Raw genomic sequence first — 24,761 nt, forward strand, 5'->3', positions numbered from 1 at the left:
AGTCAAAGATATATTCACTGATCCACCGCATTCGCGAGCAAGCCCGCTCCCACCTTTTTTAATCGAGTTCCAGGCAATGTAGAGCAGGGCGTCTTCGAAGCCCAGGTCAAAGCAGATCAGCAGCCACTAACCGACCCGTCGAACCACCCGCCTGGCAATCAGCACACCCACCACCGGTGCCAGCGCAAACAGCCCAAACAACCACACCGCCGCGCTTGCCGTGCCTTCGATTCCGCCGGGTTCAGTGAGGCCCGCGATGTTCGCGACCATGCCCGCCAGCGCCGCGCCAAACGCAGTGGCGAACAGTTGCACCGTGGTAATCGACGCAGAGGCCAGGTCCTGTTCGCCGGCGGGTGCCACTTGGAACACCCGGGTCAACAAGTGTGGCCATGCCAGGCCTACCCCCAGGCCGATCAGGACAAGGGCCACGCAGATCGGCACAAGCGTCTGCGCATCGCCATGGCTTTCGCCAGGCATCAGCAGCGCCAGCGCCAGCATGCCCAGCACACCCAGGAACGGTCCGGCCAGGATCGCCCGGCGAACATTCGCGCCCGTTATGCCGGCGCTGGCGATTGACCCCAGCGTCCAGCCGGCCGCCATCAGTGCGGCAAGATAACCGGCCAGCAGTGGCGACTGGTGGTGCAGGACTTGCAGGAACAGCGGTACAAAAATTTCGCCACTGGTGACTGCGACGGCCAACAACGCCATCGTGGCGTACAGCGCGCCAAGCGCAGTGGTCAGCCGAAAGGCGCCAGCGGGCAACAGTCGATGGCGGGCGCGGCTTTCCGTGAGGATCAGCAGCCCAGTGAACAGGGCGGCCGCTGCGAGCCCCAAAAGGTTCAGGAGCAGGGTGGACGAGACACTGCCGGCCGACACCGCCAGCACCGCCGCCGTCAGCCACCCCAACTGCGTGATCGGCAACGGTGTGGGCGCAACGCGGTCTGTGCTGCGCCCAGGCAGGACTGCGGCGGCCAGCACGGCGAACAACCCGGCCACTGGGATCAAGGCCCAGAACGCCGCCCGCCAGAGGCCCAGTTCGGCAAACACGCCGCCCACTGCGGGCCCGACCAGCGTTGCGACACCCCACATCCCCGAGACCAACGCCATTGCCCGTGGCCACAAGCGTTCATCGAATACCAGGCGAATCATCGCGTAGGACAGCGCGAACAAGAACCCACCGCCCAGGCCCTGTACCAGCCGTCCGACCAGCATCACCGGCATGGACGGCGCAAACGCACAGGCCAATGCCCCGCCGGCGAATACCAGGCTGGCAACCAGGTACGCCCCGCGCGGCCCCAGGCGCCCCAGCAAGCGCGCAGACAACGCCGAACCGAGGATCGAGGCGGCGACAAACAGCGTGGTGTTCCAGGCGTAATAGTCGATGCCGCCGATGTCCTGCACCACGGACGGCAGAATCGTGGTGGCGATATAGACGTTGATCGCATGCAGCACCACGCCGCCGGCCAGGGCCAGTGAGCGTACGCCGTTTGCACCGGACAGCAAGGCGGCCCAGCTGGAGGGAGAGGTTTGCGCTGTGTTCATGGAGACTCCATGTCAAAGGAATGAAGGCTTGCCAGGACAAGCCGACAGTCTTTATAAGACCTCATGTATAGATGAGGTCAAGGCGCCGATGACAGCGAAAATCGATGTGCACATCCCCCTCGGGGTCGGCGAAGTGGCGCGGCGTAGCGGGGTGACCGTGGCGACGGTGCATTTCTACGAAGCCAAGGGTTTGATTCACGGCCAGCGCAGTCCGGGCAATCAGCGGCGCTACCACCGTGACGTGCTGCGCCGCATTGCGGTGATTAAGGTGGCGCAGCGCGCGGGGATTCCATTGGCAACCATCAAGGCGGCACTGGAGGAACTGCCGCAGGGGCGACCGCTGACGGCCAAGGACTGGACGCAGCTGTCCACGCGTTGGCGCGACCTGTTGAATGAGCGAATCACCAGCCTCACCCAACTGCGCGACCAGCTCGACGGGTGCATCGGCTGCGGGTGCCTGTCCCTGGCTGACTGCCCCCTGCGCAATCCGGGGGATCGGTTGGGGCAGGAGGGCGACGGGGCGGTGTTATTGGGGCAATAAAACCCTCAGCGCCGGCCGGTGCGCGTACTCACATCCACCCACACCGCCAACACCAGAATGCTGCCCTTGACGATCATCTGCCAGTAGCTGTCGACGTCCAGCATCGACATGCCATTATCCAGGCTGGTAATCACCAACGCCCCGAGCAACGCGCCGTACACCGTGCCCGAGCCGCCGCGCATCGAGGTGCCGCCGATAAAACATGCGGCGATGGCATCCAGTTCGCCCATGTTGCCCGCCGACGGCGAACCCGCCGCCAGGCGCGCGGTGTTGACCAGACCGGCCAGCGCACACATCACGCCCATGATGCCGAAGATCCACAACTTCACCGCCTGCACGTTGATCCCCGACAGGCGCGTGGCTTCCATATTGCTGCCCACCGCATACACGCGGCGGCCGAACACGGTCTGGCTGGTGACGTAGCTGAACACGCCGAGCAACACCAGCAACAACAGCACCGGCACGGGAATGCCGTCGTAGCTGTTGAGGGTGGTGACGAACCCGGCGAGCACGGCGCCAATCACCGCGACGCGCAGCAGGTCCCGCGCCAGCGAATGCGCCGCCAGACCGTGCAATGCGCGATTGCGTCGTTGTTTCCAGGTCAAAAAGAGCGTCAGCGCAAACAACAATACGCCCAGCCCAATGCCCACCGAATGCGGCAAATACCCCTGGCCCACATACACCAGCGACGGCGACACCGGCGCAATGGTCGTGCCCCCGGTAATCCCCAGCAGAATCCCGCGAAACGCCAGCATCCCACCCAAACCGACGATAAACGACGGAATGCGCAGATAGGCCGTCATATACCCATTGGCCAGGCCGATCATCAGCCCGCACAGCGCCACCAGGCTCAGGTTGGCCAACAACGGCACGTGATACACCACATCCAGGATCGCCGCCAACCCGCCCAACAAGCCAAGTAATGAGCCCACCGACAAGTCGATCTCGCCGCTGATAATCACCAGCACCATGCCGCACGCCAGAATCCCGGTGATCGACATCTGCCGCAGCAGGTTGGACAGGTTGCGCGGCGTAAGGAACCCGCCCTCGGTCTGCCAGCTGAAAAACACCCAGATCACCGCCACGGCAATCACCAGGGCGAGCATTTTGTAGCGGCTGAACAGTTGTTTGACCTGATTCATCTACGCGGTCTTCCGATCATTATTATTGTTGTGGCTGAGCGCAGCGGCGAGCACCTGTTCCTGGGTGAGCCCGGCGTTGATGAAGTCGCCGCGCAACTGGCCCTCGCCGATCACCAGCACACGGTCAGACACCCCCAGCACCTCGGCCAGTTCCGACGAGACCATGATGATCGCCACACCAGCGGCCGCCAGCGCGCCCATCAGTTTGTAGATCTCATACTTGGCGCCTACGTCCACGCCGCGCGTAGGCTCATCGAGGATCAGCACCCGTGGCTTGGCCATCAGCATTTTCGCCAGCACGGCCTTTTGCTGGTTGCCACCGGACAGGCTGGTGATCGGCAAGAACGGGCTAGAGGTCTTCAGGTGCATGCGCGCGATCTGCCGGTCGATACTGCCCAGTTCGGCTTCGGCGTCGATGCGCGTCAGGTGGGCGTAGGTGTCGAGCACCGCCAGGGTGATGTTCTGGCCCACGCCGAGGTCGGGGATGATGCCTTGGCGCTTGCGGTCTTCGGGCACCATGCACAGCCCGGCGCGGATCGCCTTGAGCGGCGTGCGCGTGTCGATCACCGCGCCGTCCAGCCACACCTCGGCGCTGTAGCGGCCGGGGTAGGCGCCGAACAACGCCGACACCAGTTCCGTGCGCCCGGCGCCCACCAGCCCGGCGATGCCGAGGATTTCACCGCGCTTGAGGGCAAAGGAAATGTCGTCGACACGCTTGCGCCTGGGGTTGTCCACGTCATAACAGGTGACGTTGCGCGCCTCGAAAATCACCTCGCCGATGGCGTGGGGCTCGGTGGGGTAGAGGTTGCTCATCTCGCGGCCGACCATCTGCGTGATGATCTGCGCAATGTCCATGTCGGCCATGGCCGTGGTCGCGATGTGCTTGCCGTCGCGGATCACCGCGATGGTGTCGCACACCGCCGCCACTTCATCGAGTTTGTGGGAGATGTACACGCAGGCCACGCCCTTGGCCTTGAGGCTGCGGATGATGTCCAGCAGCACGTCGATTTCCGAGCGGGTCAGGGCCGAGGAGGGCTCGTCGAGGATCAACAGGCGCGCCTGCTTGTTGAGGGCCTTGGCGATTTCCACCAATTGCTGGTAACCGCCGCCGTACTGCGACACCGGCAGCGCGACGTTGATGTCCGGCACCTTGAGCTCGCGCATCAAGGCTTCGGCGCGGTGGAACATCGCCGGGTAGTTCATGCGCCCACCCGGCAGGGTCAGCTCGTGGCCCATGAAGATGTTTTCCGCCACCGAGAGGTCGGGCACCAGGGTCAGTTCCTGGTGGATGATTACGATGCCCGCGGCCTCGGTTTCGCTGATGGAATGCGCCCTGAGCGGTTGCCCGTCCCAGAGGATTTCGCCGTCCCAGGTGCCATGGGGATAGACCGCCGACAGCACCTTCATCAAGGTGGATTTGCCGGCGCCGTTCTCGCCGCACAGGCCGATGCATTCCCCCGGCCGCACCTTGAGGTCGATGCCGTTGAGGGCGTTGACACCGCCAAAGGTTTTGACGATGCCGTTCATTTGCAGCAGGTAGTCGGCCATGGCAGTCATTGCCCGGCGATCTGCTCTTTGGTGTAGAACCCGTCCTTTTCCAGCAGGTCGATATTGGCCTTGGTCAGTGGGGTGGGGGTGAGCAGGATGGTGTCGACTTTCTTGCTGCCGTTGTCGTATTGCGAGCTGTAGGCCGGTTTCTCACTGCGCGCCAGTTGCACCGAGAGCTTGGCCGCTTCCGTGGCGATCAGCTTGAGCGGCTTGTACACGGTCATGGTCTGGGTGCCATCGATCACGCGCTTGATCGCGGCGAGGTCGGCGTCCTGGCCGGAGATCGGCACCTTGCCCGCCAGTTTCTGCGCGGCCAGGGCCTGGATCGCACCGCCGGCGGTGGCGTCGTTGGAGGCGACGATGGCGTCGATCTTGTTGTCGTTGCGGGTCAGCGCATTCTCGACAATGCTCAGGGCTTCGGTGGGGTTCCATTCCTTGACCCATTGCTGGCCCACCACCTTGATATCGCCCTTGTCGATGGCCGGTTGCAGCACCTTCATCTGGCCTTCGCGCAGCACCTTGGCGTTGTTGTCGGTGGGCGCGCCGCCGAGCAGGAAGTAGTTGCCCTTGGGCGCCGCTTGCAGCACGCCGCTGGCCTGCATCTCGCCGACTTTTTCGTTATCGAAGGAGATGTACGCGTCGATGTCGGCGTTGAGAATCAGGCGGTCATAGGACACCACCTTGATCCCGGCCTTCTTCGCTTCGGCCACGGCGTTGGTCAACACGGTGGCGTTGAACGGCACGATGACGATCACATCGACGCCACGGGAGATGAGGTTTTCGATCTGCGAGATCTGTTTTTGCTCGTTGGCATCGGCCGACTGCACGAAGACCTTGGCGTCGAGTTTTTCCGCGGCGGCGACAAAGTAATCGCGGTCGCGGGACCAGCGTTCCAGGCGCAGGTCATCGATCGAGAAGCCGATCTTCGGGTGTGCCGGGTCGGCCATCACCGGCAGGGCGAGCAGGGCCAGGGCAGTGGCGATCAGTGTGCGTTTCATGGTGTGTGCGTCCTTTTATTGTTGTTGGAAGACTCAAAACAAACACTCTGCTACCGATAGATAAACCGATTGACGATCCCTTCAAGCATCTCCTGGCGGCCACTCACCGCCTGCGGGTTCAGCTCATGGGCAAACGCATGCAGGGCCAGCGACTCCAGGCTGAACTCACCGGCCAACACGCCCTGGCCCAACGGTTGCTGCCAACCGGCATAACGCTGGTCCTTGAACTGCTGCAAGCGATCGTTCTGCACCATCGCCGCCGCGCGTTCCAGGGCCAGGGCCAGGACATCCATGGCCGCCACATGCCCGTGGAACAGGTCCACTTCATCCAGGCTTTGGCGGCGCACCTTGGAATCAAAGTTATAGCCGCCATTCTTGAACCCGCCAGCCTTGAGGATTTCATAAGTGGCCAGGGTCATCTCTTCGACGCTGTTGGGGAACTGGTCGGTGTCCCAGCCGTTTTGCGGGTCGCCACGGTTGGCGTCGATGCTGCCGAAGATCCCCAGGGACACCGCCGTGGCGATCTCATGGTGAAAACTGTGCCCGGCCAACGTCGCGTGGTTGGCCTCGATATTCACCTTGATCTCCTGTTCCAGCCCGTACTCGTGCAGGAAGCCGAACACCGTGGCGCTGTCGTAATCGTATTGGTGCTTGGTCGGCTCCTGGGGCTTGGGCTCGATCAGCAGGTCGCCCTTGAAGCCGATCTTGTGCTTGTGCTCCACCACCATGCGCATAAAGCGCCCCAGCTGTTCGCGCTCGCGCTTGAGGTCGGTGTTGAGCAGGGTTTCATAGCCTTCACGACCGCCCCACAGCACATAGTTGGCGCCCTTGAGCCGCAGCGTCGCATTCATCGCGCTGTACACCTGGGCGGCGGCCACGGCGAACACTTCCGGGTCCGGGTTGCTGGCGGCGCCGGCGGCAAAACGCGGGTTGCTGAAGCAATTGGCGGTGCCCCATAGGAGCTGGATGCCGGTCTGTTCCTGATGGCGTTCGAGGTGATCGACCATCTGTGCAAAGTGGTTGCGGTACTCCTTCAAGGAGCTTCCTTCGGGGGCCACATCGGTGTCGTGGAAGCTGTAGTAGTCGATACCCAGTTTGGCGAAGAACTCAAACGCCGCCTCGGCCTTGCCGATGGCCAGTTCCATCGGGTCGCCGCTGCGCTGCCACGGGCGCTTGAAGGTGCCGACACCAAACATGTCCGCCCCCGGCCAGACGAACGTGTGCCAATAACAGGCGGCCATGCGCAGGTGTTCGCGCATGGGTTTGCCGAGGATCAGCTTGTTCGCGTCGTAGTGACGAAAGGCGAGGGGACTGTCGCTGCTGGGGCCTTCGAAGCGGACCTTCTCGACACCGGGGAAGTACGGCATGGCGTTTTCCTTATTGTTCTTGGCGGTGTCTCGATACTAGCAACGGCGTTGGGGCTGGCGATTATGAAAATCACCAACGGGTGGTGCGATTTTGCGTGGCGGCGGCTAGTCTGTGACGACCGGCCCCAGGACAAAAACAATGAAAACCCTACCGCCCGTGCACCGCATTGCCTTGCTGTTCAACGGCAGCAAGATCTACGACCGCGGCATCATCGCCGGCATCGGCAATTACCTGAGCAGCACCCGCGCGTCCTGGGACTTGTTCCTTGAAGAAGACTTCCTGTGCCGCCTCAAGGGCATCGAGCGCTGGCAGGGCGACGGCATCATTGCCGACTTCGATGACCCGCTGATCGGCGAGGCGCTGGCCGGGATCAAGGTGCCGGTGGTGGCGGTGGGCGGGTCCTACGCCGATGTTCGCGCCTATCCCAAGGGCATTCCCTACGTCGCGACCGATAACCATGCCTTGATGAAGTTGGCCTATGAGCACCTGATCGAAGCCGGGCTCACGCGTTTTGCCTGTTTCAGCCTGCCCGAGGCCCAGGCCAACCGCTGGGCCCAGGAGCGCGAGAAAGCCTTTCGCCGCCTGCTGCAACGCGATGGCTTGCACGTTGAGGTCTATCGCGGCCTGGGCACCAGCGCGCCGCTATGGGACAGCGCCGTCGAGCAACAGATCGCCTGGCTGCACAGCCTGCCCAAACCCATCGGCATCATCGCCGTCACCGACGCCCGCGCCCGGCAGCTCTTGCAAGCCTGCCTCACCGCCGGCATTGCGGTGCCGGAAGAGGTGGCGTTGATCGGCATCGACAACGACCCGCTGACCCGCACCCTCACGCGGGTGCCACTCAGTTCGGTGATCCAGGGCACCGAGACCATGGGCCGCACCGCCGCCGCGCTGTTGCACCAGATGCTGCACGGCAAGCCGTGCGCGGGGGAGCAGATCCTGGTGCCGCCGGATGCGATCAACGTGCAAGCCTCCAGCCTGCATCAACCCTTGGGCGATCCCTATGTGATGCAGGCGTTGCTGTTTATCCGCCAATACGCCTGCCAGGGCATCAAGACCGCCCAGGTGGCAGCGTACGTGGGCATCTCGCGCTCATCGCTGGAGTCGCACTTTCGCCAGGTGCGCGGCTGCAGCGTGCATGACGAGATCTTGCGCTTCAAACTCGCCGCTGCGGCCAAGGGCCTGGAAAACCGCGATCAGGCGATTGCCGACATTGCCCAGGCCTGTGGTTTCAAATCGGCGCAGTACCTGCACACGGTGTTTCGTCGGGAGTTTGGTTGTACGCCACGGGAGTACCAGCAGGCGGTGATCTAGCTGAGGAAATTTCCTACATGTCGGTAGGAAATGAGCTACGGGTAAGGTGATGTCGATTCTCGATAATCACCCTTCATTCGGCCTTCGTGCCCGATCCCGCTCATCTGCCAGGCTGACGGCCACTCCTGCCTGCAGTCGCTTTTACCAGGGCTTCAATCATGATTTTCAGACCCTCACTTGCCTGCGCTTTGTTGCTCGCGGCGGCACCGGCGATGGCCGATTGCAGCTGGGCCTCGGGCAACAACGCGGTCAAGCCGCTGATGTTCAACGCCGGCACCTTCTTCGCACCGCGCGACATCCCCGCAGGCAGTACGTTGAACAATCATCCGGTGCCGGCCCAGGTCATCAACTTTGGTGACACCCTCAGGTGCAGTGCGCCGTCGTTCTACACCGCCACGCTGATCGGCCCGCTGGCGGTCAGTACGCCGGTTGACTACATGACGATCCCCGGCAATGCGTTGCTGCAGACCAACGTGCCCGGGGTGGGCCTGGCCATCTACATGACCGGTTTTACACCGCAATGGAATGCGCCGGCAGACAACCCCAACCGGTTTATCCCGGTCACGCTCACCTACGACAACCCCACGCCGGTGACGATGCCCAACCTCCAGTTTCGCTACGCCCTGGTCAAGACCGGCGAGATCGCGCCCGGCAGCCACAGCATCAACCAGTTGGTCGCTTCCGGTACGTCGGATATGGGTCCCATGTTCGACCTGACCTTTGCCGCCACCATCACCGTGGCCGGCTGTTCGATGCCGGCTGCGCCGGGCAATCAAATCGACGTGCCGATGGGCACCTGGGAAAAGCGCGTGTTCAACGGCAAGCACTCCACCACGCCGGCGCAACCGTTCGCCATCACCCTCAATGCGTGCATTGCCGGGAGCAACTATCCCACCAACCCCGGCGGCTACTTTACCGGCAACTACGCCAACATCCAGATCGATGGCAACAAGACCTCCAGCATCCTCGATGCGGCCAACGGCATCCTTAGTCTATCGAGCGATTCCACCGCCCAAGGCGTGGCCATCCAGGTGCTGAACGCCGACGACTCACCGATGAACCTGGGGCAGCCCGTACGCCTCAGCCGTATCGTCAACGGCACGACCACGGTGCCGCTCAAGGCGCGCTACATCCAGACAGCCGACGGCGCGACGCCGATGCCGGGCTCTGCCAATGGCTATGCGAGCTTTTCAGTGACCTATCGCTGAGTCGGCTACGGCACTTTACGAGGACTGCAATCATGAATCTCAGATCAAGACTTGCCAGGGGCGTGGGTGCATCGGCGCTGTTGCTGGCGGCGGTACCGGCACTGGCCGATTGCCGTTGGACCTCGGGCAGCACCACGGTCAAGCCGCTGGCGTTCAACATGGGCACGGTGTTCGCCCCGCGCGACGTGCCCGTCGGCACCACGTTGAACAACCCTTCGCCGATCCGTGCGATCAACTTTGGCGACACGCTCCAGTGCGGCATTTCGGCGTTCTACAACACCACGTTGATCGGCCCGCGCGCGCCGGATATGCGCGTGGATACGCTCAGTGTGCCGGCCGGTTCGTTGTTGCAGACCGACGTCCCGGGCATCGGCCTGGCCATCTACATGACCGGCTTCGCCGCCGCCTGGCGTGGCCCGGCCGACAACCCCAGCCGCTTTATCCCGGTCAACCTGACCTACAACTCCGGCACCTGGGCGAGCATGCCCTCGGCGATGTTTCGCTTCGCCCTGGTCAAGACCGGCGACATTGCCGCCGGCACCCACAGCATCAACCAACTGGTTGCCAGCGGCTCCTCGAACATGGGCGCGATGTTCGACCTGACCTTCAGGGCCACCGTCACTGTGGCCGGTTGTTCGATGCCCGCCGCGCCCGGCAACCAGATCGACGTACCGATGGGCACCTGGGAAAAGCGCGTGTTCAACGGCAAAAACTCCACCACGCCGGCCACGTCGTTCGCCATCACCCTCAACTCGTGCACCGCAGGCAGCAACTACCCGAACAACGCCGGCGGTTTTTTCAACGGCAACTTCGCCAACATCCAGATCGACGGCAACAAGACGTCCAACATCATCGATGCGGCCAACGGCATCCTCAGCCTGTCGAGCGACTCCACCGCCCAGGGCGTGGCCATCCAGGTACTCAGCGCCGACGACAGGCCAATGAACCTGGGGCAGCCGGTGCGCCTCAACCGCATCGTCAGCGGCACCACCTCGGTGCCGCTCAAGGCGCGCTATATCCAGACCGGCGACGGGCCGACGCCCGAGCCGGGCTCGGCCAATGGCTATGCGAGTTTTTCGGTGACCTATCGCTGAGTGAGCCGGACTGTTTCCACGTTTTACCTCCAACGCCACAGCCCTGTGGCGTTGTCGTTCATGGCGGCATGGGACGCTGTATTCGTAGGAAATGTCCTACGTGCACAGCGACGTTTCCTACAGAAGCTTACCTCTTGCCTTTCGATAATGACCCCAGACGAAACGCGCTACCCCGCAGCCGGGTTGCCACGTCGATCCGTCTGAAGGCCTGAACATGGCTTACAGACACTTCTCTTTTACTGTGGATGTGATCATGAAAAAGTTTGCTCTCAAAGGTTTGACCCTGGCCCTGGTTCTGGCAGGCGCATCGCAAGCTGCCGTGGCGGCAGACGGCGAAATCAACTTTATCGGCAGCGTCACCGACAACACCTGCCCGGTGGTGGTTTCCGACCTCAACGGCGCGGCCGGCGCCGGTGATGTGAGCCTTGGCAGCGTGCCAGCCACCTCCCTGGCCTCGGCAGGCCAAGTGGGCGGCGGCGGTGCCTTCACCCTGACCATCGACACCACGGCACCGGGTTGCAGCGTCACCGGCAAGAAAGCCGTGGTCAAGTTCCTGTCCCTCAGCGGCAACGCCGGTGCCAGCGGCCAGTGGATCGGCCTGACGCCTGACGCGGGTGTTGCCACCAACGTTGCCGTGCAGATCAAGGACGCCACCGGCAAGGACGTGCAACTGGGCCTGGAGTCCTCGCCGTACCTGGACCTGACCCAACCGCTGCGCTTCACCGCCAACTACATCGCCACCGGCGCCGCGACTGCAGGTCCGGCCAACGCCAAGGCCGCGTTCACCGTCGACTACCAGTAAACCTTGTGCCACGCCCCAGCCCTGGCGGGTTGGGGCGCCAAGAGGATGATCGAGATGAAACGTTCTGCGACCCCTTTCAAAACCACAGCGGTGTTGGCCATCTTGCTGGGCAGTGCGCTGCTCAGCGTTGCCAGCCAGGCCGGTGTGATGCTCGGCGGCACGCGCATCGTGTTCGACGGCAGCAAGCGTGATGCGTCCATCAGCGTTGGCAACACCACGGCGCAACCCTATGCGGTGCAGACCTGGATCAACACCGAGGCCGACGACAACAGCACCGCCACCCCCTTCGTGGCCACGCCGCCGCTGTTTCGCCTGGACCCGCGCAAAGAGCAGATGGTGCGCATCCAGAAGGTCCCCGGTGCATTGCCCGAAGATCGCGAGTCGGTGTTTTATTTCAACGCCCAGGAAATCCCGGTGGCCGGCAAGGCGGGGGAGAACACCCTGAAGATCGCCATGCGCACCCGCATCAAGTTGTTCTATCGCCCGGCCGGCCTCCAGGGCAACCCGCTGGATGCGCTGCCGCAACTGCGCTGGAGCCTGGTGCAGGAGCAGGGCAACAGCGTGTTGGTGGTGAACAACCCTTCGGCGTTTCACGTGTCCTTCATTGGCGTGAAGGTGATCGCGGCGGCGCAAACCGTCGAAGTCGAAGAGCCGAAGATGGTCGCCCCGATGAGCAGTCAGCGTTATGCGCTGCCCGGTTTCAACGGCCGCACTGGCGACGTGATGTTCTCCGCCATCAACGACTACGGCGGTTACAGCGAGCCTGCAAAAGTCTCCCTGAACAGCGCGCCCTGATACCCCAGCCCTTTTCCTCGCGAACGAGCCCCCGCGTTGCCCCTGCAACGTGGCGGCAGCGTATTGAGTATTGTCATGCGAATCGATGCCCTGAACCTTGACTGCCCGTCCGGGCATTTTGCCCCGCTGCGTTTGTCCGCTGCCATTTTGGCGGCGTTGATGGGCACGGCGGCGTACGCCGATGAACCGATGAAGTTTGACGCCAGCTTCATGCAGTCATTTGGCGGCACCGGTGCCGGGCCGAACCTGGACCTGGACGCGATTGCCAACAGCGGCAGCATCGGCCCCGGCACCTACCCGGTGCTCATTCGCCTGAACCAGAGCTTTTTTGATCGGCGCGACATGACCTTCGCCAAGGATGCGCAGAGCGGTGAGGTGCGCGCGTGCCTGTCGCCGGCGTTCCTCACCGAGCTGGGGGTGAAGCTCGAAGCGTTCCAGGTGGCGGGCGACGCCCTGCCGGAATGCGTCGACCTGGCGACCCTGGTGGACGGCGCCTCGGTGAGCTTCGACGCCCATTACCTGGCCCTCGATATCAGCGTGCCGCAGATCGCCTTGCGCCGTGACGCGGCCGGTTATGTGGCACCGCAAGACTGGGACCGGGGGATCAACGCGAGCATGCTCAACTACCAGTTCTCGGCATCGCAGACCCAGTCCGATGCGCGGGGCAGCACCAGCCAGTACAACCTGTACGCCAACGGTGGTTTCAACCTCGGCGACTGGCGTTTTCGCAGCAGCACTTCGTTTCTCCAGGACGAAGAGGGCAGGCGCGATTGGCAGCGCAGCAACACCTACGCGCAGCGCGACGTGACAGCCCTCAAGGGCACGCTCACCGTCGGCGAAAGCTTTACCCCGGGCGATGTGTTCGACAGCGTTCCGTTTCGCGGCGTGCAGCTGGCCTCGGACATGGGCATGTTGCCGGACTCGATGCAGGGCTACGCGCCGATCATCCGCGGCATCGCGGAAACCCAGGCCAAGGTCGAAGTGCGCCAGAACGGCTATTCGTTGTACACCACCTACGTGGCGCCGGGCGCGTTCGAGATCAACGACCTCAACGCCGCGTCGGGCAGCGGCGACCTGGAGATCGTCATCACCGAGGCCGACGGCCGCGAGCGGCGCTTCACCCAGCCGTACGCGACCCTGGGCAATATGCTGCGGGAAAAGACCTGGCGCTACAGCATGACCGTCGGCGAATACAACGCGGTGGACGGCGGGCAGCGTCCGGCGTTTGCCCAGGCGTCGCTGGCCTACGGCTTGCCGTTCGACCTGACGCTGTATGGCGGCCTGCTCGGCGCGGATTTCTATCGCGCCGGCGTGGTGGGCATGGGCAAGAGCCTCGGCAGCCTGGGCGCGGTGTCGCTGGACGTCACCGGCGCGCAGACGGATGTGCCGCAGGCCCAGGGCAACCAGAAGGGCCAGAGCGTCAGCGTGCGTTACGGCAAGGCGTTCGAGAGCGGCACCTCGGTGCGTTTCGCCGGTTATCGCTACTCCACCGAAGGCTATCGCGACTTCGACGAGGCCGTGCGCCTGCAAGAGCCGGACGATTACTACAACCTGTCCCGGCGCAGCAAAGTCGAGGCCAACGTCAACCAGGCCTTGGACCGCTACGGCTCGTTCTACCTGAACATGAGCCAGCAGAACTACTGGGGCTCGTCGCGCCAGGACAAGCAGATGCAGGTCGGTTTCAACACCCAGTTCAAAGGCGTGACCTATGGCGTGTACGCGAGCAAAACCCTCACCGACACTTACGGCCAGAGCAATCAGGTGGTGTTTACCGTGTCCATGCCCCTCGGCCAGACCCGCAGCACCGGCACCTATGCCGTCACCCGCAACACCGACGGCAGCCTCGACCAGCGCGCCGGCCTCAGCGGGCGTGATGGCGAGGTCACCTACAACGTCAACGCCAACCGCTCGGACAACGCCGGCAACAACGGCTCGGCCTTGCTCGGTTACCGCGCGCCGTTCGCCCAGTTGGGCGTCGGTGTCAGCGTCGGCAGCGGCTACCGGCAGACTTCGGTAAGCGCCGCCGGCTCGGTGCTGGCCCACGGCGATGGCGTGGAGTTCGGCCAGACCCTGGGCGAGACCGTGGCCCTGGTGGAAATCAAGGACACGCCCAACGTCGGCGTGCTCAACGCCCCCGGCACCCTGACCAACAAGCAGGGCTACGCCCTGGTGCCGTACGTCATGCCCTATCGCAAGAACCGCGTGGCGCTGGATACCGGCGAGCTGGCCACCGACGTCGACATCGAAGACGGCGTGACCAATGTGGTGCCGCGTCGCGGCGCGGTGGTCAAGGCCACGTTTGCCGCCAGCCGTTCGGAAAAAGTCGTGCTCAATGTGCGTCTCCAGGACGGTGGTTTGCCGCCGTTCGGCACCTCGGTGCTCGACGCCAAAGGCATCAGTGCCGGCGTGGTCGGGCAGGCCGGGCAGGTGTTGATGGCGGTGGGCGAGAGCAAGGTGTTCAACATGAAGTGGGGCGACAAGGCCGCGCAGCGTTGCACGTTTGAATTGGACATCAGCCAGACCGCACCGGTGGATGGCTACCGGGTGATGGAGGCGATCTGTTCAATGCCGTGAGGAAAATTCCTACACGTCGAACGGAACGGGATTACATTTGCAGTTATGCGTACAGCCCATTATTTGTCCCGCACTAGAAGCACTTGAACGTATCAACCAGCAACACCGATAACGACGCTTAGACTGACTGAACAGCAAAAACATTCAAGTAAAAGACTTGAACTGTTTTAACGGATGGATGCTGTTCTTCGGGGGGGATCTTGTTAAGTGTCGGTAATGCTTGGTTGGACGCAAGCGGCTTCAGGGCAACTAATTAATTACCTAAGAGTTGTACTCATGAAAAAGCTTGTCGCTGTTACTGCCGCTACTGTTGTTATGGGTCTTGCTTCCTTCGCCAACGCCGCGACGCCGGGTACGGGTAACCCGGGTACCGTGCGTTTCATCGGGGAAATCGTTTCCGGCGCTTGCGGGATTGACGCCAACTCTTTGGACCAGACCGTGTCCCTGGGCCAAGTGCCATCGAACCAGTTCCGTGCGATCGGTGATCGTTCGACGCCGACCAAGTTCGACATCATCCTCACCGAGTGCGACACCGCCACCCAGAAAAACGCGCGCTTTACCTTCAGCGGCGTGCAGGATCCAGTGGTTCCAGGCCTGTTCGCCACCACCGGTCTGGCACAAAACGTCGGTATCCGCCTGCAAGCCAGTGCCGGTGAAATGCTCGACAACGGCACTGAACAAGTCGCCCCAGTCGTGCTGCAAGACGGCAACAACACCGTCACTTTCGCTGCGATGTATGAAGCCACCGCGGCATCGGTGACCACCGGTGAAGCAGACAGCGTTGCCAACTTCACTGTTGCCTACAACTGATAGTGCTTTATGCGTTGTTGTAAAAAAGGGGCGCGAGCCCCTTTTTTATTACCTGTCACAGTACTGCCAAAAGGGTCACTCCCGTGTGCTGCCGCAAACTCCTGGTGTCTTGCGTATTTCTCTGCTGTGCGCGTAATAGCGAAGCGTTGGAGTTCAATACAGAGTTTTTGAATATCGACGGTAACGACGGTGTCAGCCTCGGGCAATTTACCCATGCGCACTACACCGTGCCCGGCAGTTACTTATTGGATGTTGTAGTCAACCAACGTTATTTCGGTACCCGTTCCATCGAATTTAAAAGTGGCAGCCAGCCGCAGCAAAGTTATGCCTGCCTGCCCGAAGAACTGGTGGCGACCTTCGGTCTCAAGCCCGACGTGTTCAGTGCGCTGCCACGCCTTGCCGAGGGCCACTGTGTTGACCTGAGCGGCATCGACAACGCCAGCGTCAACTACGCGCAGAACCTCGGCCGGTTGCTCATCAGCCTGCCCCAGGCGTCATTCGAATATGACGACCCTAACTACATTCCGCCCGCCGCCTGGAGCGAAGGCCTGGATGGCGCGCTGCTCGATTACCGGGTGATCGCCAACCGCCGCGAGACGTCGGGCGCGGCGGCGGCCGGTGATTCCACCACGCTGCAAAGCTACGGCACCGCCGGCGTCAACGTCGACGCGTGGCGGCTGCGCGCCGACTATCAAGCCCAGCAAACCAGCGGCAACGAAGGCGGCCAGGTCAACGACAAGGCGTTCCAATTGAACCGCCTGTATGCCTACCGGGCGCTGCCGTCGATCCGTTCGAAACTGTCGGTGGGCGAGGACTACCTGAACTCCGATGTGTTCGACACCTTCGCCCTGCGCGGCGCGAGCCTGAGCAGTGACGACCGCATGTTGCCGCCGAACCTGCGCGGCTATGCGCCGCTCATCAGCGGCCTGGCCCGCACCAACGCCACGGTGACGGTGTCGCAACAGGGCCGCGTGTTGTACTCGACCACCGTGACGCCGGGCGCGTTCAGCCTGCAGGACATCAACAGCAGTGTGCAAGGCACGCTGGACGTGAAGGTGCGCGAAGAAGACGGCACCGAACAGACCTTCACCGTGACCACGGCGGCGGTGCCGTTCCTGTCCCGCGAAGGCGAGTTGCGCTACAAGCTGTCGGCGGGCCAGCCTCGGCTGACGGGGCGTGGCGGCACCGAACCGGGTTTTGTCGCCGGCGAGTTGGCCTACGGTTTGTCGCGGGATTGGACGGCGTACGGCGGCGTGTTGACCGCGCCGGATTACCTGTCCCACGCCGTGGGTATCGGCAGGGACCTGGGCGTGTTCGGCGCGGTGTCGGCCGACGTCACCAGCTCGCGCGCCAAGTTGCGCTGGACCGGCGAGACGGCGGTGGGCAACTCCTACCGCATCAACTATTCCAAGCATTTCGACACCATCGGCACCGACCTGCGCTTCCTCGGCTATCGCTTTTCCGACCGCACCTTCACCAACTTTTCGCAGTTTGTCGGCGACCCCGAATCCTATGGCCTGAACTCGGGCAAGCAGCGTTACTCGGTGATGCTCGCCAAGCGGTTTTCGTGGCTGTCGACCAGCCTGTCGTTCGATCACTCGACGTTTTGGGACGCCGCGCCCTCGGACCGTTTCGGCCTGACGCTGGCGCGCAGTTTCACCCTGGGCAACGTGAAGAACGTCAACCTCAACCTGTCGGCCTACCAGACGCGCAATGCGCAGAACAGCGACTCGCAGCTCTACCTCGGCGTGAGCATTCCCCTGGGCGGCCGCTCGATGATGTCCACCAACCTGCAGCGCAGCACGTCGGGGGCGTCGTCGGCCAGTGTCGGCTTCAGCCACGACGACGGCGAGGGCATGAACTACCAAGTGTATGGCGGGGTGGGCGACAACAAATACGTCAACGCCTACGTCGGCCAGCGCGCCTCGACCTACCGCGCGAATGCCTCGGCCACCACCGATGGCAGCACCTATCGCTCGCTCACCGGCGAACTCGACAGCTCGCTGGTGCTGACCCGTCATGGCGTGACCGCCCACGGCAACGGCTCGAACGGCGACACGCGCTTGCTGGTGTCCACCGAAGGCGTGCCGGACGTGACCTTCACCGGCCAGGCGCGCACCAACAGCCGGGGCTACACGGTGATGGACGGCCTGCCGTCGTTCCAGGCCTATGAGGCGCGGGTCAACCTGGAAAAACTGCCGCTGAAGACCGAAGTGTCCAACCCGATCCAGCGCCTGGCATTGACCGAGGGCGCTATCGGCTACGTCAGTTTTGCCGCCGCCCAGGGCCACAACGCCTATGTCGAGTTGATCCAGCAAAACGGCCAGCCGGTGCCTTTTGGCGCCTCGGTCCAGGACAAACACAACCATAAGGAAGTGGGCATCGTCGGGGAGGCGGGCATCACCTATTTGCTGGGCGCCAAGACCGGCGCCGAACTGGTGGCGCGCTGGGATGACAGCCAGACCTGCGCGCTGGCGGTATTACCCGACGAAGACGTCGTCACCAACGTCGCCACGCCTGTGCGCTGTTTGTGACGCCACTTTCTCTCTGATTGGAGCACCCTGATGTCTCGATTGATGTTTACCCGTTTGGCCCGCCTGGCGCTGGTCTGTGTGCCGTTGGTGGCCAATGCCGCCGTAGTGCCCGACCGCACCCGGGTCATTTTTGAAGAAAGCGCGACCTCGGTCAGCGTCACCGTGAGCAACAAGAACCTGCAACTGCCGTTTGTGGTGCAGTCGTGGATCGAGGACGCCAACGGTAAAAAGATCAGCGCGCCGTTTATGGTGCTGCCGCCGTTGCAGCGCATCGAACCGAATGAAAGCAGCATGCTGCGCATCGTCAAGCTGCCGGAGACCTCGCTGCCCAAGGACCGCGAGTCGGTGTTCTACCTCAACATCCGCGAGATCCCGCCCAAGAGCGAAGCGGTCAATGCGATGCAGATTGCGCTGCAATCGAAGATCAAGCTGTTCTACCGCCCGGCGTCGGTCAAGCGCGAACGCGGGGCCGACCTGGCCCAGGGCCTGAACCTGACAATCGACAGCGTCGGCAAGCAGCTGCTGGTCGACAACCCGACGCCGTTCCACATCACCGTGGTCGGCCTGCTCGCCGGGCCGCAGCAGGAAAAAATACCCGTGGAGACGATCATGATCGCCCCCCACAGCGGCGCACGCTTGCCGTTGAGCAGCCTCACGTTCAGTGAATTGCGGGTGTCGAACATGAATGATTTCGGCGGCCAGACCGATACCTTGTTCCACTGCGCGGCCGGGGCGTGCAAGGCTGTGGCACCGTGAGCATCAAGGCGCTGCTCAAGGTGGGTATGGCCGTGCTGATGCTGGGGTTTTCCACGGCGTCGTGGGCGCTGGTGTGCAAGTCGCAGACCGATGGCGATTTTCTCAGCGAATACATCGGCCCGGTGTCGGTGCCGGATACGGTGCCCGACGGCACGATCATCTGGCGTTCGAAGACCCACGTGGTGCCGGCCAATTGCTGGAAGCTGCGGGACATTCACTACAACGAAGACGATCCGATCTATTTCTACGGCAACCCGGCGGGCCTCAACGCCACGGCCTGGGGCATCGAGTTCGGCCTGGTGTACCGCCAGGTGACGGCGTGGGATGGCGATTGGAGTTCCGATCCGACCCAGGGCGTGAACACCGGGTTTGTGTCCCGGGGCTGCCCGGCGGCGACCAACAACGCGGAGATGTTACCGTGCTCCCTGGCCACGCCGAACATTGCGTTCCAGGTGGTGATCCGCAAGCGCGGGCTGCTGCCGTTGCAGCGCCCGTCCCAGGATACGTATGACGTGTTCCAGTTTGACGGCCAGTACGGCCTGAATGGTGGCATGAGTAACCCGTCCAACAACTTCCGCTTCAAGCTCAGCGGCTTGCAGAACATTGTCGGCACGGCCTGCACGGTGGATGTCACCGTGACGCCGGAACCTGGCATTGTCGACTTCGGGGTGATCCAGAAAACGGCCACCGGGTTGTCACCGGTCAGTCCGACCAAACCCTTCAGCCTGGCGTTGGAGAAAAAGTGCAGCAGCGCGATCAACATCGGCGCCACCCTGGTGACGGCCAACCAGCAGGGCCAGTACACCGTCCTGCCGGCGGCCGACAGCCAGTTTGGCATCCAGGTGCGTGATGCCCACAACGCGCTGGTGCCGATCAACGAGCCGTTTCCATTGGCGACGTTTGCCGCCAGTGTCAGCCATATCGACGTGCCGTTCAGCGCGACGGTGGTATCGCTGGGCGATCCGCAGGTCGGTGCGTTCGAAGCGGTGGTGGTGGTGCAGGTCATTTACTACTGAGCCTGCACCCCACGGGTTAGAAGCTCGCTTTGACCTGCAAGCCAAGGACCAGCGCGTTGTCGATGTTGTCACCGGCAAACGCCCCGGGCTCGATGATGTATTGCACATCCGGGCGCAAGGTCAGCCAGGGCGTGGCCTGGTAGCCGTAGCTGAGTTCGATCAACTGCTCGGCGTTGTTCAGGTTGGGGTAGTCGTTGCCGGCGTTGAACGCCGCCAGCTCCTGCACATCGCGGCTGCGTAGGTTCGGCACCGCGCGGCCGTAACCGAGGGCGACGGTGTCGCGCGGGCGGCCGTCAAACGGTTTGTACAGCACCACGCCCGCGCCGTACCACTTGGTGAACGGCGAGGCGGCGGTGCTGGCCGCCGAGTATTGGCCGAAGGCGTGCAGCACGCGGCCGGCGGAGGTGTCCGATGCCCACACGGCTTGGTCGATGAGCAGGTAATGGCCGCTGCGCCCGCTGACTTCCTGGCTGCTGCCGATGCGTTTGACGTCGGAGCTGTCGTAGTAATAGCCCAGCTTGTATTCACCCGGCAGGCGGCCCGCCTGTTTGTAGACCAACTCGATGGGCACCACGGTGCCGGTGGTGTGCTTGGGGGTCAAATGCCAGGCGCGGCTGGAATTGCCGTTGCTTTCCGGGTCGACGTTGAACGCCGCCACGCGCAACTGCCAGTTGGGCGCGAAGTCGTATTTGACCCGCGCACCGAGGCGCGCATTCGGGTAGTTGGTCCAGCCGCTGCCACCGGACATGTTCAGCGGGTGGCCGCAGAAACCGGCGTTCATGAAGTTGCACAGGATGCCGCTGTCGAGGCCGCCGAGGTCGTTGCCCATGGCCATGTAACCCAGCTTGACGTTCAGCGCCGGGGTAAACAGGGTGCGCTCGTAGCTCAGCTCGGTGAGGCGGGTGTACAGGCCGCCGTAGTTTTCCTGGATCGGCAGGCGGTTGCCCACCAGGTCTTCGGAGGCGCTGTTGCCGCGTCGGTCGTTAATGGTGAGCTGGATGCGGTCGCCATGGTTGAAGCCATACAACTTGCCCAGGTCGAACTGCACGCCAAGCTTGAGGTTTTGCGAGTAGCGCGCCGAGCGGTGCTGGCCGCCGTGGGCGTTGTAGGCGGTCTCGCCGCTGTAGTCGCCGGTGAAGCGGATACCGGTGTCTTCCAGCTCACGGCGCAGGCCGCCCCAGTCGCCGGTCAAGGTGCTGTCATCGGCTTGCACGGGCAGGGCGGCGCTCAGGGCAACGCCCAGCAACAGGCGCCCGAAGGGGATGTGAGAAGTGGGGGTCATGCGAATTTTCCAAAACAAACAGCGCGGTGCGGGGGGCACCGCGCTGGATCGAGGGGTTAAGGCAGGGCGTAGGCGATCACGTAGTCGCCACGGTCAGTGGACTGGCGTGCGCCGCCCGCGGTGATGACCACGTACTGCTTGCCGGTTTTCGGCGACACGTAGGTCATCGGGCCACCCTGGCTGCCCACGGGCAGGCGGGCTTTCCAGATTTCATCACCGTTGGCGCTGTTGAAGGCGCGCAGGTAGAAGTCCTGGGTGCCGGCGATAAAGATCAGGCCGCCCTGGGTGGACAGCGTGCCGCCGAGGGTCGGCAGGCCGATCTTGATCGGCAGGTGCATGCGGATCCCCAGTGGGCCGGTGTCTTCAACGGTGCCCACCGGCACTTGCCAGGCGACTTTCTGCGTCTTCATGTCGATGGCGGTCAGGGTGCCGAACGGCGGCGCCTGGCACGGAATGCCGGCCACCGAGAGGAAGCGGTTTTTGTTCACCGCATACGGCGTGCCCTTGAGCGGTACGGCGCCCATGCCGGTGTTCAGTGCTTCGCCACCGGACGCGGACTGTGCCTTGTTCTGCGACGGCACCATCTGGATCCACAGGCCCAGGCGCATGTCGTTGACGAAGATAAAGCCATGCACCGGGTCGGTGGAAAGGCTGCCCCAGTTCATGCCGCCCAGGGAGCCCGGGAAGCTCAGGGATTTATCGGTGCCCGGCGCGGTGTACAGGCCGTCGTAGCGCATGCCCTTGAAGTCGATGCGGCACAGCAACTGGTCGTACGGCGTGGCGCCCCACATGTCCGATTCGGTCAGGGTTTGCGCACCGATCTGCGGCATGCCGAGGGATTTCGGCTGGGTCGGCGAGTACGGCTCGTTGGGGATGTTGGCGGCCTTGACCGGCACTTCCTGCACGTCGGTCAGCGGCTTGCCGGTGGCGCGGTCGAGCACGTAGATCTGCCCGGCCTTGGTGCCGATCACGACGGCAGGCACGGCTTTGTCGGTGCCCGGCGCGGTGAAGTCGATCAGGCTCGGCTGCATCGGCAGGTCGAAGTCCCAGAGGTCATTGTGGACGGTCTGGTACACCCACTTTTCCGCACCGGTGGAGGCGTCCAGCGCCAGCACGGAAGCGCCGTATTTGTGGTTCAACTGCGTGCGTTCAACCCCGTAGATGTCGGTGGACGAGCTGCCCATCGGCAGGAACAGGGTGTTCATCAGCGGGTCGTAGGACATCGGCGCCCAGCTGTTCGGCGTGCTGCGCACGTAGGTGCTGCCGTCGGCCGGAGCGTTTTTGTCTTCCGGGTTGCCCGGGTCGAAGGCCCAGCGCATGTGCCCGGTGATGACGTCGAAGCCACGGATCACGCCGCCGGGCATGTCGGTCTGCACGTTGTCGGCGACACGGCCACCAACCACCACGGTGGTGCCGGCGATCAGCGGGGCGGAGGACAGTTGGTAGTAGCTGTCCGGGACGTTACCCAGGCCGGCTTTCAAGTCCACCTGGCCGTGGGTGCCGAAGTCTTCGCAAAACTTGCCGGTGTCGGCGTCTACGGCGATCAGGCGCGCATCGATGGTGTTGGTCAGCAAACGACGCTGGCACTGCGCACCGGCAGGAACGCTGGCGGCAATGATCGGCGAGCTGTTGGGCTGGGTCGGCTGGGCAATCGGCGCGGTGGCGTCGAAGTAGGCCATGCCGCGGCAACGCTGCCACACCGCCGACTTGGCGTTGACTTCGTTCTTCCACAGCTCTTTGCCGGTGTCAGCGTCGAGGGCGATCAGGTTGTTGTGCGGGGTGCAGATGAACACCTTGTTGCCGATCTGCAGGGCCGTCAGCTGGTCTTCGGCGCCGTTGCCGTCGCTGATGGCAACGTCACCGGTGTGGTAGGTCCACGCCACTTTCAGCTTGTTGACGGTGTCGCGGTTGATCTGGTCCAGCGCGGCGAAGCGGCTGCCACCTTCGGTGTTGCCGTAGTGTGCCCAGTCTTTCTGTGCATCGGCCGGGTTCACCGGGGTGATGCCAGGGCCGGCACCGGTGGGCGCCACGCTTGGGTGGGCGACAAACATATTGCCCGCCGCCACTACCACGCCGACGGCCAGCACGCCGGCCACGCCATAGGCGGCGCGTGCCGGGCGGCCGACCAGCCAAGGGTAGACCAGGGCCACCACCATGCCGATCACCGCGAACATGAACACCCGCGAGAACAGCGGCCAGAACACCAGGCCCACATCCGCTACCGCCCAGATGGCCGTGCCGACCAGGAACGCGGCGAACAACCACGCACCGGCCGGCTTGCGGCAGGCGATCAGCAGGCCGGAAATGGCCATGGCCAGGCCGCCGATCAGGAAGTACAGCGAGCCACCGAGGCTGGCCAGTTTGACGCCGCCAACGGCCAGCGCCACGCCGAGCAGGGCGATGACAACGCCCAGGCCCAGCAGGATGAATCTAGGGACGCCAGCGGCGCGCGATGCTCGTTTCATATCGATAAATGCTCGAAGGTGAGAGGGCAAAGACGCGATTTTAGCAAGATAAGTAACTAGTTAGTACATTAGAGTCCTGCAATAGACTATTACAGTTGCTGCGATGATGCGGTGTGGCCAAATGTCGCCCAGGGTGCGATGTGCATCGCACCCACCTGCTGCACGCGTCTGCTAGAGACTTTAGACGGATTTTTTGCCGTGCGCGGCGGCGTCATCGGCGAGGGCATCGCCACCCAGGCTGCGGGTCAGCTCGACGGCAGCTTGCTGGAACAATGGGTGCAGGGTCTGCGCTTGCTCGGCGGTCAGGCGGCTGGCGGGGCCGGACAGCACAAGGGCGCCGATGAGGTTTTCGCCGGGGCCGAAGATCGGCAGGGCCATGGACGAGGCATGGGGGTCGGTGGCGCCGTGGGAGAAGATCGGTTTTATCATCTTCGCGGCCAGCGAGTAGGGCGTGCGCAACGCTTCGGCCCCGGCGGCGCCGTCCATGGGGCGGGTGTCGCCCGGTTGCAGGTGCAGGCGCAGGTGGTGGGGCGAGTTCACGCGGTACAGGCACATGCGGTAGGCGCCGTGGCGTACATAAAAGGAGGCGGTTTCGCCGGTTTCCTGGGTCAGGCGGTGCAGCAGCGGGGTGATGTGGCGTTCAAGGTCGAGGCCGTCCTGGTAGACGGTGTTCAGGCGCATGATTTCGGTGGCCAGTTGATAACGACCGTCCGCCAGGCGGGTGATAAGGCCGTGGTCTTCCAGCGACACCATCAGGCGCATGATGGTGCTTTTGACCAGCCCGGTGCGTGCGGCCAGCTCGGCCAGTTCCAGGGCGGTGTCGCCCATCTTGAAGGCGGTGAGCACGGTGAGCACCCGATCGGCCGAAGCCACCCCGGTGACTGCGGGGCGTGGGCGGGTTTTTACCATGGGGTGCTCCTTGTTGGGGGTAGGCTGCAAAATACTGGTATTGGCGGGTGGGGGCAATCTTGG

At 63.4% G+C, this 24,761-nt stretch carries 19 protein-coding genes; 11 read left to right on the forward strand and 8 right to left on the reverse strand.

All coding sequences use genetic code 11. The features are described from left to right. Window positions 1-126: 126 nt before the first annotated feature. Window positions 127-1,542: an MFS transporter gene (locus NUV89_RS11590; RefSeq protein WP_257781404.1), complete on the reverse strand. Its 1,416-nt coding sequence runs from the start codon at window positions 1,540-1,542 to the stop codon at window positions 127-129. Between the two features lie 88 nt (window positions 1,543-1,630). Here NUV89_RS11590 and soxR point away from each other — a divergent pair, with 88 nt between their 5' ends. Continuing rightward, a complete protein-coding gene (gene soxR, locus NUV89_RS11595; protein WP_257781405.1) occupies window positions 1,631-2,083 on the forward strand; it encodes a redox-sensitive transcriptional activator SoxR in 453 nt (150 codons plus the stop codon). A gap of 5 nt (window positions 2,084-2,088) precedes the next feature. On the opposite strand, the gene NUV89_RS11600 is transcribed toward soxR, so the two are convergent. The 4 genes from NUV89_RS11600 to xylA are packed head-to-tail and all read right to left on the reverse strand — an operon-like array spanning window position 2,089 to window position 7,138. After that, window positions 2,089-3,225, reverse strand: a complete 1,137-nt coding sequence (locus NUV89_RS11600) for a sugar ABC transporter permease (RefSeq protein ID WP_124528737.1) — start codon at window positions 3,223-3,225, stop codon at window positions 2,089-2,091. Then, complete coding sequence (gene xylG / locus NUV89_RS11605) at window positions 3,226-4,782, reverse strand: D-xylose ABC transporter ATP-binding protein (RefSeq protein WP_257781407.1); 1,557 nt, start codon at window positions 4,780-4,782, stop codon at window positions 3,226-3,228. After that, a complete protein-coding gene (gene xylF, locus NUV89_RS11610) occupies window positions 4,779-5,771 on the reverse strand; it encodes a D-xylose ABC transporter substrate-binding protein (RefSeq protein WP_017739483.1) in 993 nt (330 codons plus the stop codon). Before xylF ends, xylG begins: the two co-directional genes overlap by 4 nt. Before the next feature lie 50 nt (window positions 5,772-5,821). Then, complete coding sequence (gene xylA / locus NUV89_RS11615; protein ID WP_257781408.1) at window positions 5,822-7,138, reverse strand: xylose isomerase; 1,317 nt, start codon at window positions 7,136-7,138, stop codon at window positions 5,822-5,824. A gap of 139 nt (window positions 7,139-7,277) precedes the next feature. On the opposite strand from xylA, the gene NUV89_RS11620 reads away from it, so the two are divergent. The 10 genes from NUV89_RS11620 to NUV89_RS11665 all read left to right on the forward strand — a co-directional run bounded on the left by NUV89_RS11620 (window position 7,278) and on the right by NUV89_RS11665 (window position 20,042). Beyond that, complete coding sequence (locus NUV89_RS11620; RefSeq protein ID WP_257781409.1) at window positions 7,278-8,453, forward strand: XylR family transcriptional regulator; 1,176 nt, start codon at window positions 7,278-7,280, stop codon at window positions 8,451-8,453. 158 nt (window positions 8,454-8,611) lie between these two features. Then, on the forward strand, window positions 8,612-9,661 hold the full coding sequence (locus NUV89_RS11625) for a fimbrial protein (RefSeq protein ID WP_257781410.1): 1,050 nt from the start codon (window positions 8,612-8,614) through the stop codon (window positions 9,659-9,661). Between the two features lie 32 nt (window positions 9,662-9,693). Further along, window positions 9,694-10,755: a fimbrial protein gene (locus NUV89_RS11630; RefSeq protein WP_257781411.1), complete on the forward strand. Its 1,062-nt coding sequence runs from the start codon at window positions 9,694-9,696 to the stop codon at window positions 10,753-10,755. Window positions 10,756-11,008: 253 nt separating this feature from the next. Then, window positions 11,009-11,557 (forward strand): fimbrial protein, encoded by a 549-nt coding sequence (locus tag NUV89_RS11635; RefSeq protein ID WP_257781412.1) that lies wholly within the window; start codon window positions 11,009-11,011, stop codon window positions 11,555-11,557. Window positions 11,558-11,611: 54 nt separating this feature from the next. Beyond that, window positions 11,612-12,352 carry a molecular chaperone gene (locus tag NUV89_RS11640; protein ID WP_257781413.1) on the forward strand — a complete coding sequence of 247 codons (741 nt, stop codon included), beginning with the start codon at window positions 11,612-11,614 and terminating at the stop codon, window positions 12,350-12,352. 75 nt (window positions 12,353-12,427) lie between these two features. Further along, window positions 12,428-14,926 (forward strand): fimbria/pilus outer membrane usher protein, encoded by a 2,499-nt coding sequence (locus NUV89_RS11645; RefSeq protein WP_257781414.1) that lies wholly within the window; start codon window positions 12,428-12,430, stop codon window positions 14,924-14,926. A 276-nt stretch (window positions 14,927-15,202) separates the two neighbouring features. Further along, window positions 15,203-15,736, forward strand: a complete 534-nt coding sequence (locus tag NUV89_RS11650) for a fimbrial protein (RefSeq protein WP_026137152.1) — start codon at window positions 15,203-15,205, stop codon at window positions 15,734-15,736. A 146-nt stretch (window positions 15,737-15,882) separates the two neighbouring features. After that, window positions 15,883-18,270, forward strand: coding sequence for a fimbria/pilus outer membrane usher protein (locus NUV89_RS11655; RefSeq protein WP_257781415.1), 2,388 nt, complete (start codon window positions 15,883-15,885; stop codon window positions 18,268-18,270). A 30-nt stretch (window positions 18,271-18,300) separates the two neighbouring features. Continuing rightward, window positions 18,301-19,026, forward strand: a complete 726-nt coding sequence (locus NUV89_RS11660; protein WP_257781416.1) for a molecular chaperone — start codon at window positions 18,301-18,303, stop codon at window positions 19,024-19,026. Continuing rightward, window positions 19,023-20,042, forward strand: coding sequence for a fimbrial protein (locus NUV89_RS11665; protein ID WP_257781417.1), 1,020 nt, complete (start codon window positions 19,023-19,025; stop codon window positions 20,040-20,042). The genes NUV89_RS11660 and NUV89_RS11665 overlap by 4 nt, the downstream gene beginning before the upstream one ends. A gap of 16 nt (window positions 20,043-20,058) precedes the next feature. Here NUV89_RS11665 and NUV89_RS11670 read toward each other — a convergent pair whose 3' ends face one another. The 3 genes from NUV89_RS11670 to NUV89_RS11680 all read right to left on the reverse strand — a co-directional run bounded on the left by NUV89_RS11670 (window position 20,059) and on the right by NUV89_RS11680 (window position 24,698). After that, on the reverse strand, window positions 20,059-21,324 hold the full coding sequence (locus NUV89_RS11670) for a carbohydrate porin (RefSeq protein ID WP_257781418.1): 1,266 nt from the start codon (window positions 21,322-21,324) through the stop codon (window positions 20,059-20,061). 56 nt (window positions 21,325-21,380) lie between these two features. After that, window positions 21,381-23,789 (reverse strand): glucose/quinate/shikimate family membrane-bound PQQ-dependent dehydrogenase, encoded by a 2,409-nt coding sequence (locus NUV89_RS11675; protein ID WP_257781419.1) that lies wholly within the window; start codon window positions 23,787-23,789, stop codon window positions 21,381-21,383. Between the two features lie 180 nt (window positions 23,790-23,969). Then, on the reverse strand, window positions 23,970-24,698 hold the full coding sequence (locus NUV89_RS11680) for an IclR family transcriptional regulator (RefSeq protein WP_257781420.1): 729 nt from the start codon (window positions 24,696-24,698) through the stop codon (window positions 23,970-23,972). Between the last annotated feature and the right edge of the window lie 63 nt (window positions 24,699-24,761).

It is taken from the genome of Pseudomonas sp. 18.1.10, assembly GCF_024655625.1.
Classification (GTDB): domain Bacteria; phylum Pseudomonadota; class Gammaproteobacteria; order Pseudomonadales; family Pseudomonadaceae; genus Aquipseudomonas.

Excerpts from the sequence above, each read along its gene's own strand:
- NUV89_RS11590 (WP_257781404.1), bottom strand. The coding sequence starts at position 1,542 with ATGAACACAGCGCAAACCTCTCCCTCCAGCTGGGCCGCCTTGCTGTCC.
- soxR (WP_257781405.1), top strand. The coding sequence starts at position 1,631 with ATGACAGCGAAAATCGATGTGCACATCCCCCTCGGGGTCGGCGAAGTG.
- NUV89_RS11600 (WP_124528737.1), bottom strand. The coding sequence starts at position 3,225 with ATGAATCAGGTCAAACAACTGTTCAGCCGCTACAAAATGCTCGCCCTG.
- xylG (WP_257781407.1), bottom strand. The coding sequence starts at position 4,782 with ATGACTGCCATGGCCGACTACCTGCTGCAAATGAACGGCATCGTCAAA.
- xylF (WP_017739483.1), bottom strand. The coding sequence starts at position 5,771 with ATGAAACGCACACTGATCGCCACTGCCCTGGCCCTGCTCGCCCTGCCG.
- xylA (WP_257781408.1), bottom strand. The coding sequence starts at position 7,138 with ATGCCGTACTTCCCCGGTGTCGAGAAGGTCCGCTTCGAAGGCCCCAGC.
- NUV89_RS11620 (WP_257781409.1), top strand. The coding sequence starts at position 7,278 with ATGAAAACCCTACCGCCCGTGCACCGCATTGCCTTGCTGTTCAACGGC.
- NUV89_RS11625 (WP_257781410.1), top strand. The coding sequence starts at position 8,612 with ATGATTTTCAGACCCTCACTTGCCTGCGCTTTGTTGCTCGCGGCGGCA.
- NUV89_RS11630 (WP_257781411.1), top strand. The coding sequence starts at position 9,694 with ATGAATCTCAGATCAAGACTTGCCAGGGGCGTGGGTGCATCGGCGCTG.
- NUV89_RS11635 (WP_257781412.1), top strand. The coding sequence starts at position 11,009 with ATGAAAAAGTTTGCTCTCAAAGGTTTGACCCTGGCCCTGGTTCTGGCA.
- NUV89_RS11640 (WP_257781413.1), top strand. The coding sequence starts at position 11,612 with ATGAAACGTTCTGCGACCCCTTTCAAAACCACAGCGGTGTTGGCCATC.
- NUV89_RS11645 (WP_257781414.1), top strand. The coding sequence starts at position 12,428 with ATGCGAATCGATGCCCTGAACCTTGACTGCCCGTCCGGGCATTTTGCC.
- NUV89_RS11650 (WP_026137152.1), top strand. The coding sequence starts at position 15,203 with ATGAAAAAGCTTGTCGCTGTTACTGCCGCTACTGTTGTTATGGGTCTT.
- NUV89_RS11660 (WP_257781416.1), top strand. The coding sequence starts at position 18,301 with ATGTCTCGATTGATGTTTACCCGTTTGGCCCGCCTGGCGCTGGTCTGT.
- NUV89_RS11670 (WP_257781418.1), bottom strand. The coding sequence starts at position 21,324 with ATGACCCCCACTTCTCACATCCCCTTCGGGCGCCTGTTGCTGGGCGTT.
- NUV89_RS11675 (WP_257781419.1), bottom strand. The coding sequence starts at position 23,789 with ATGAAACGAGCATCGCGCGCCGCTGGCGTCCCTAGATTCATCCTGCTG.
- NUV89_RS11680 (WP_257781420.1), bottom strand. The coding sequence starts at position 24,698 with ATGGTAAAAACCCGCCCACGCCCCGCAGTCACCGGGGTGGCTTCGGCC.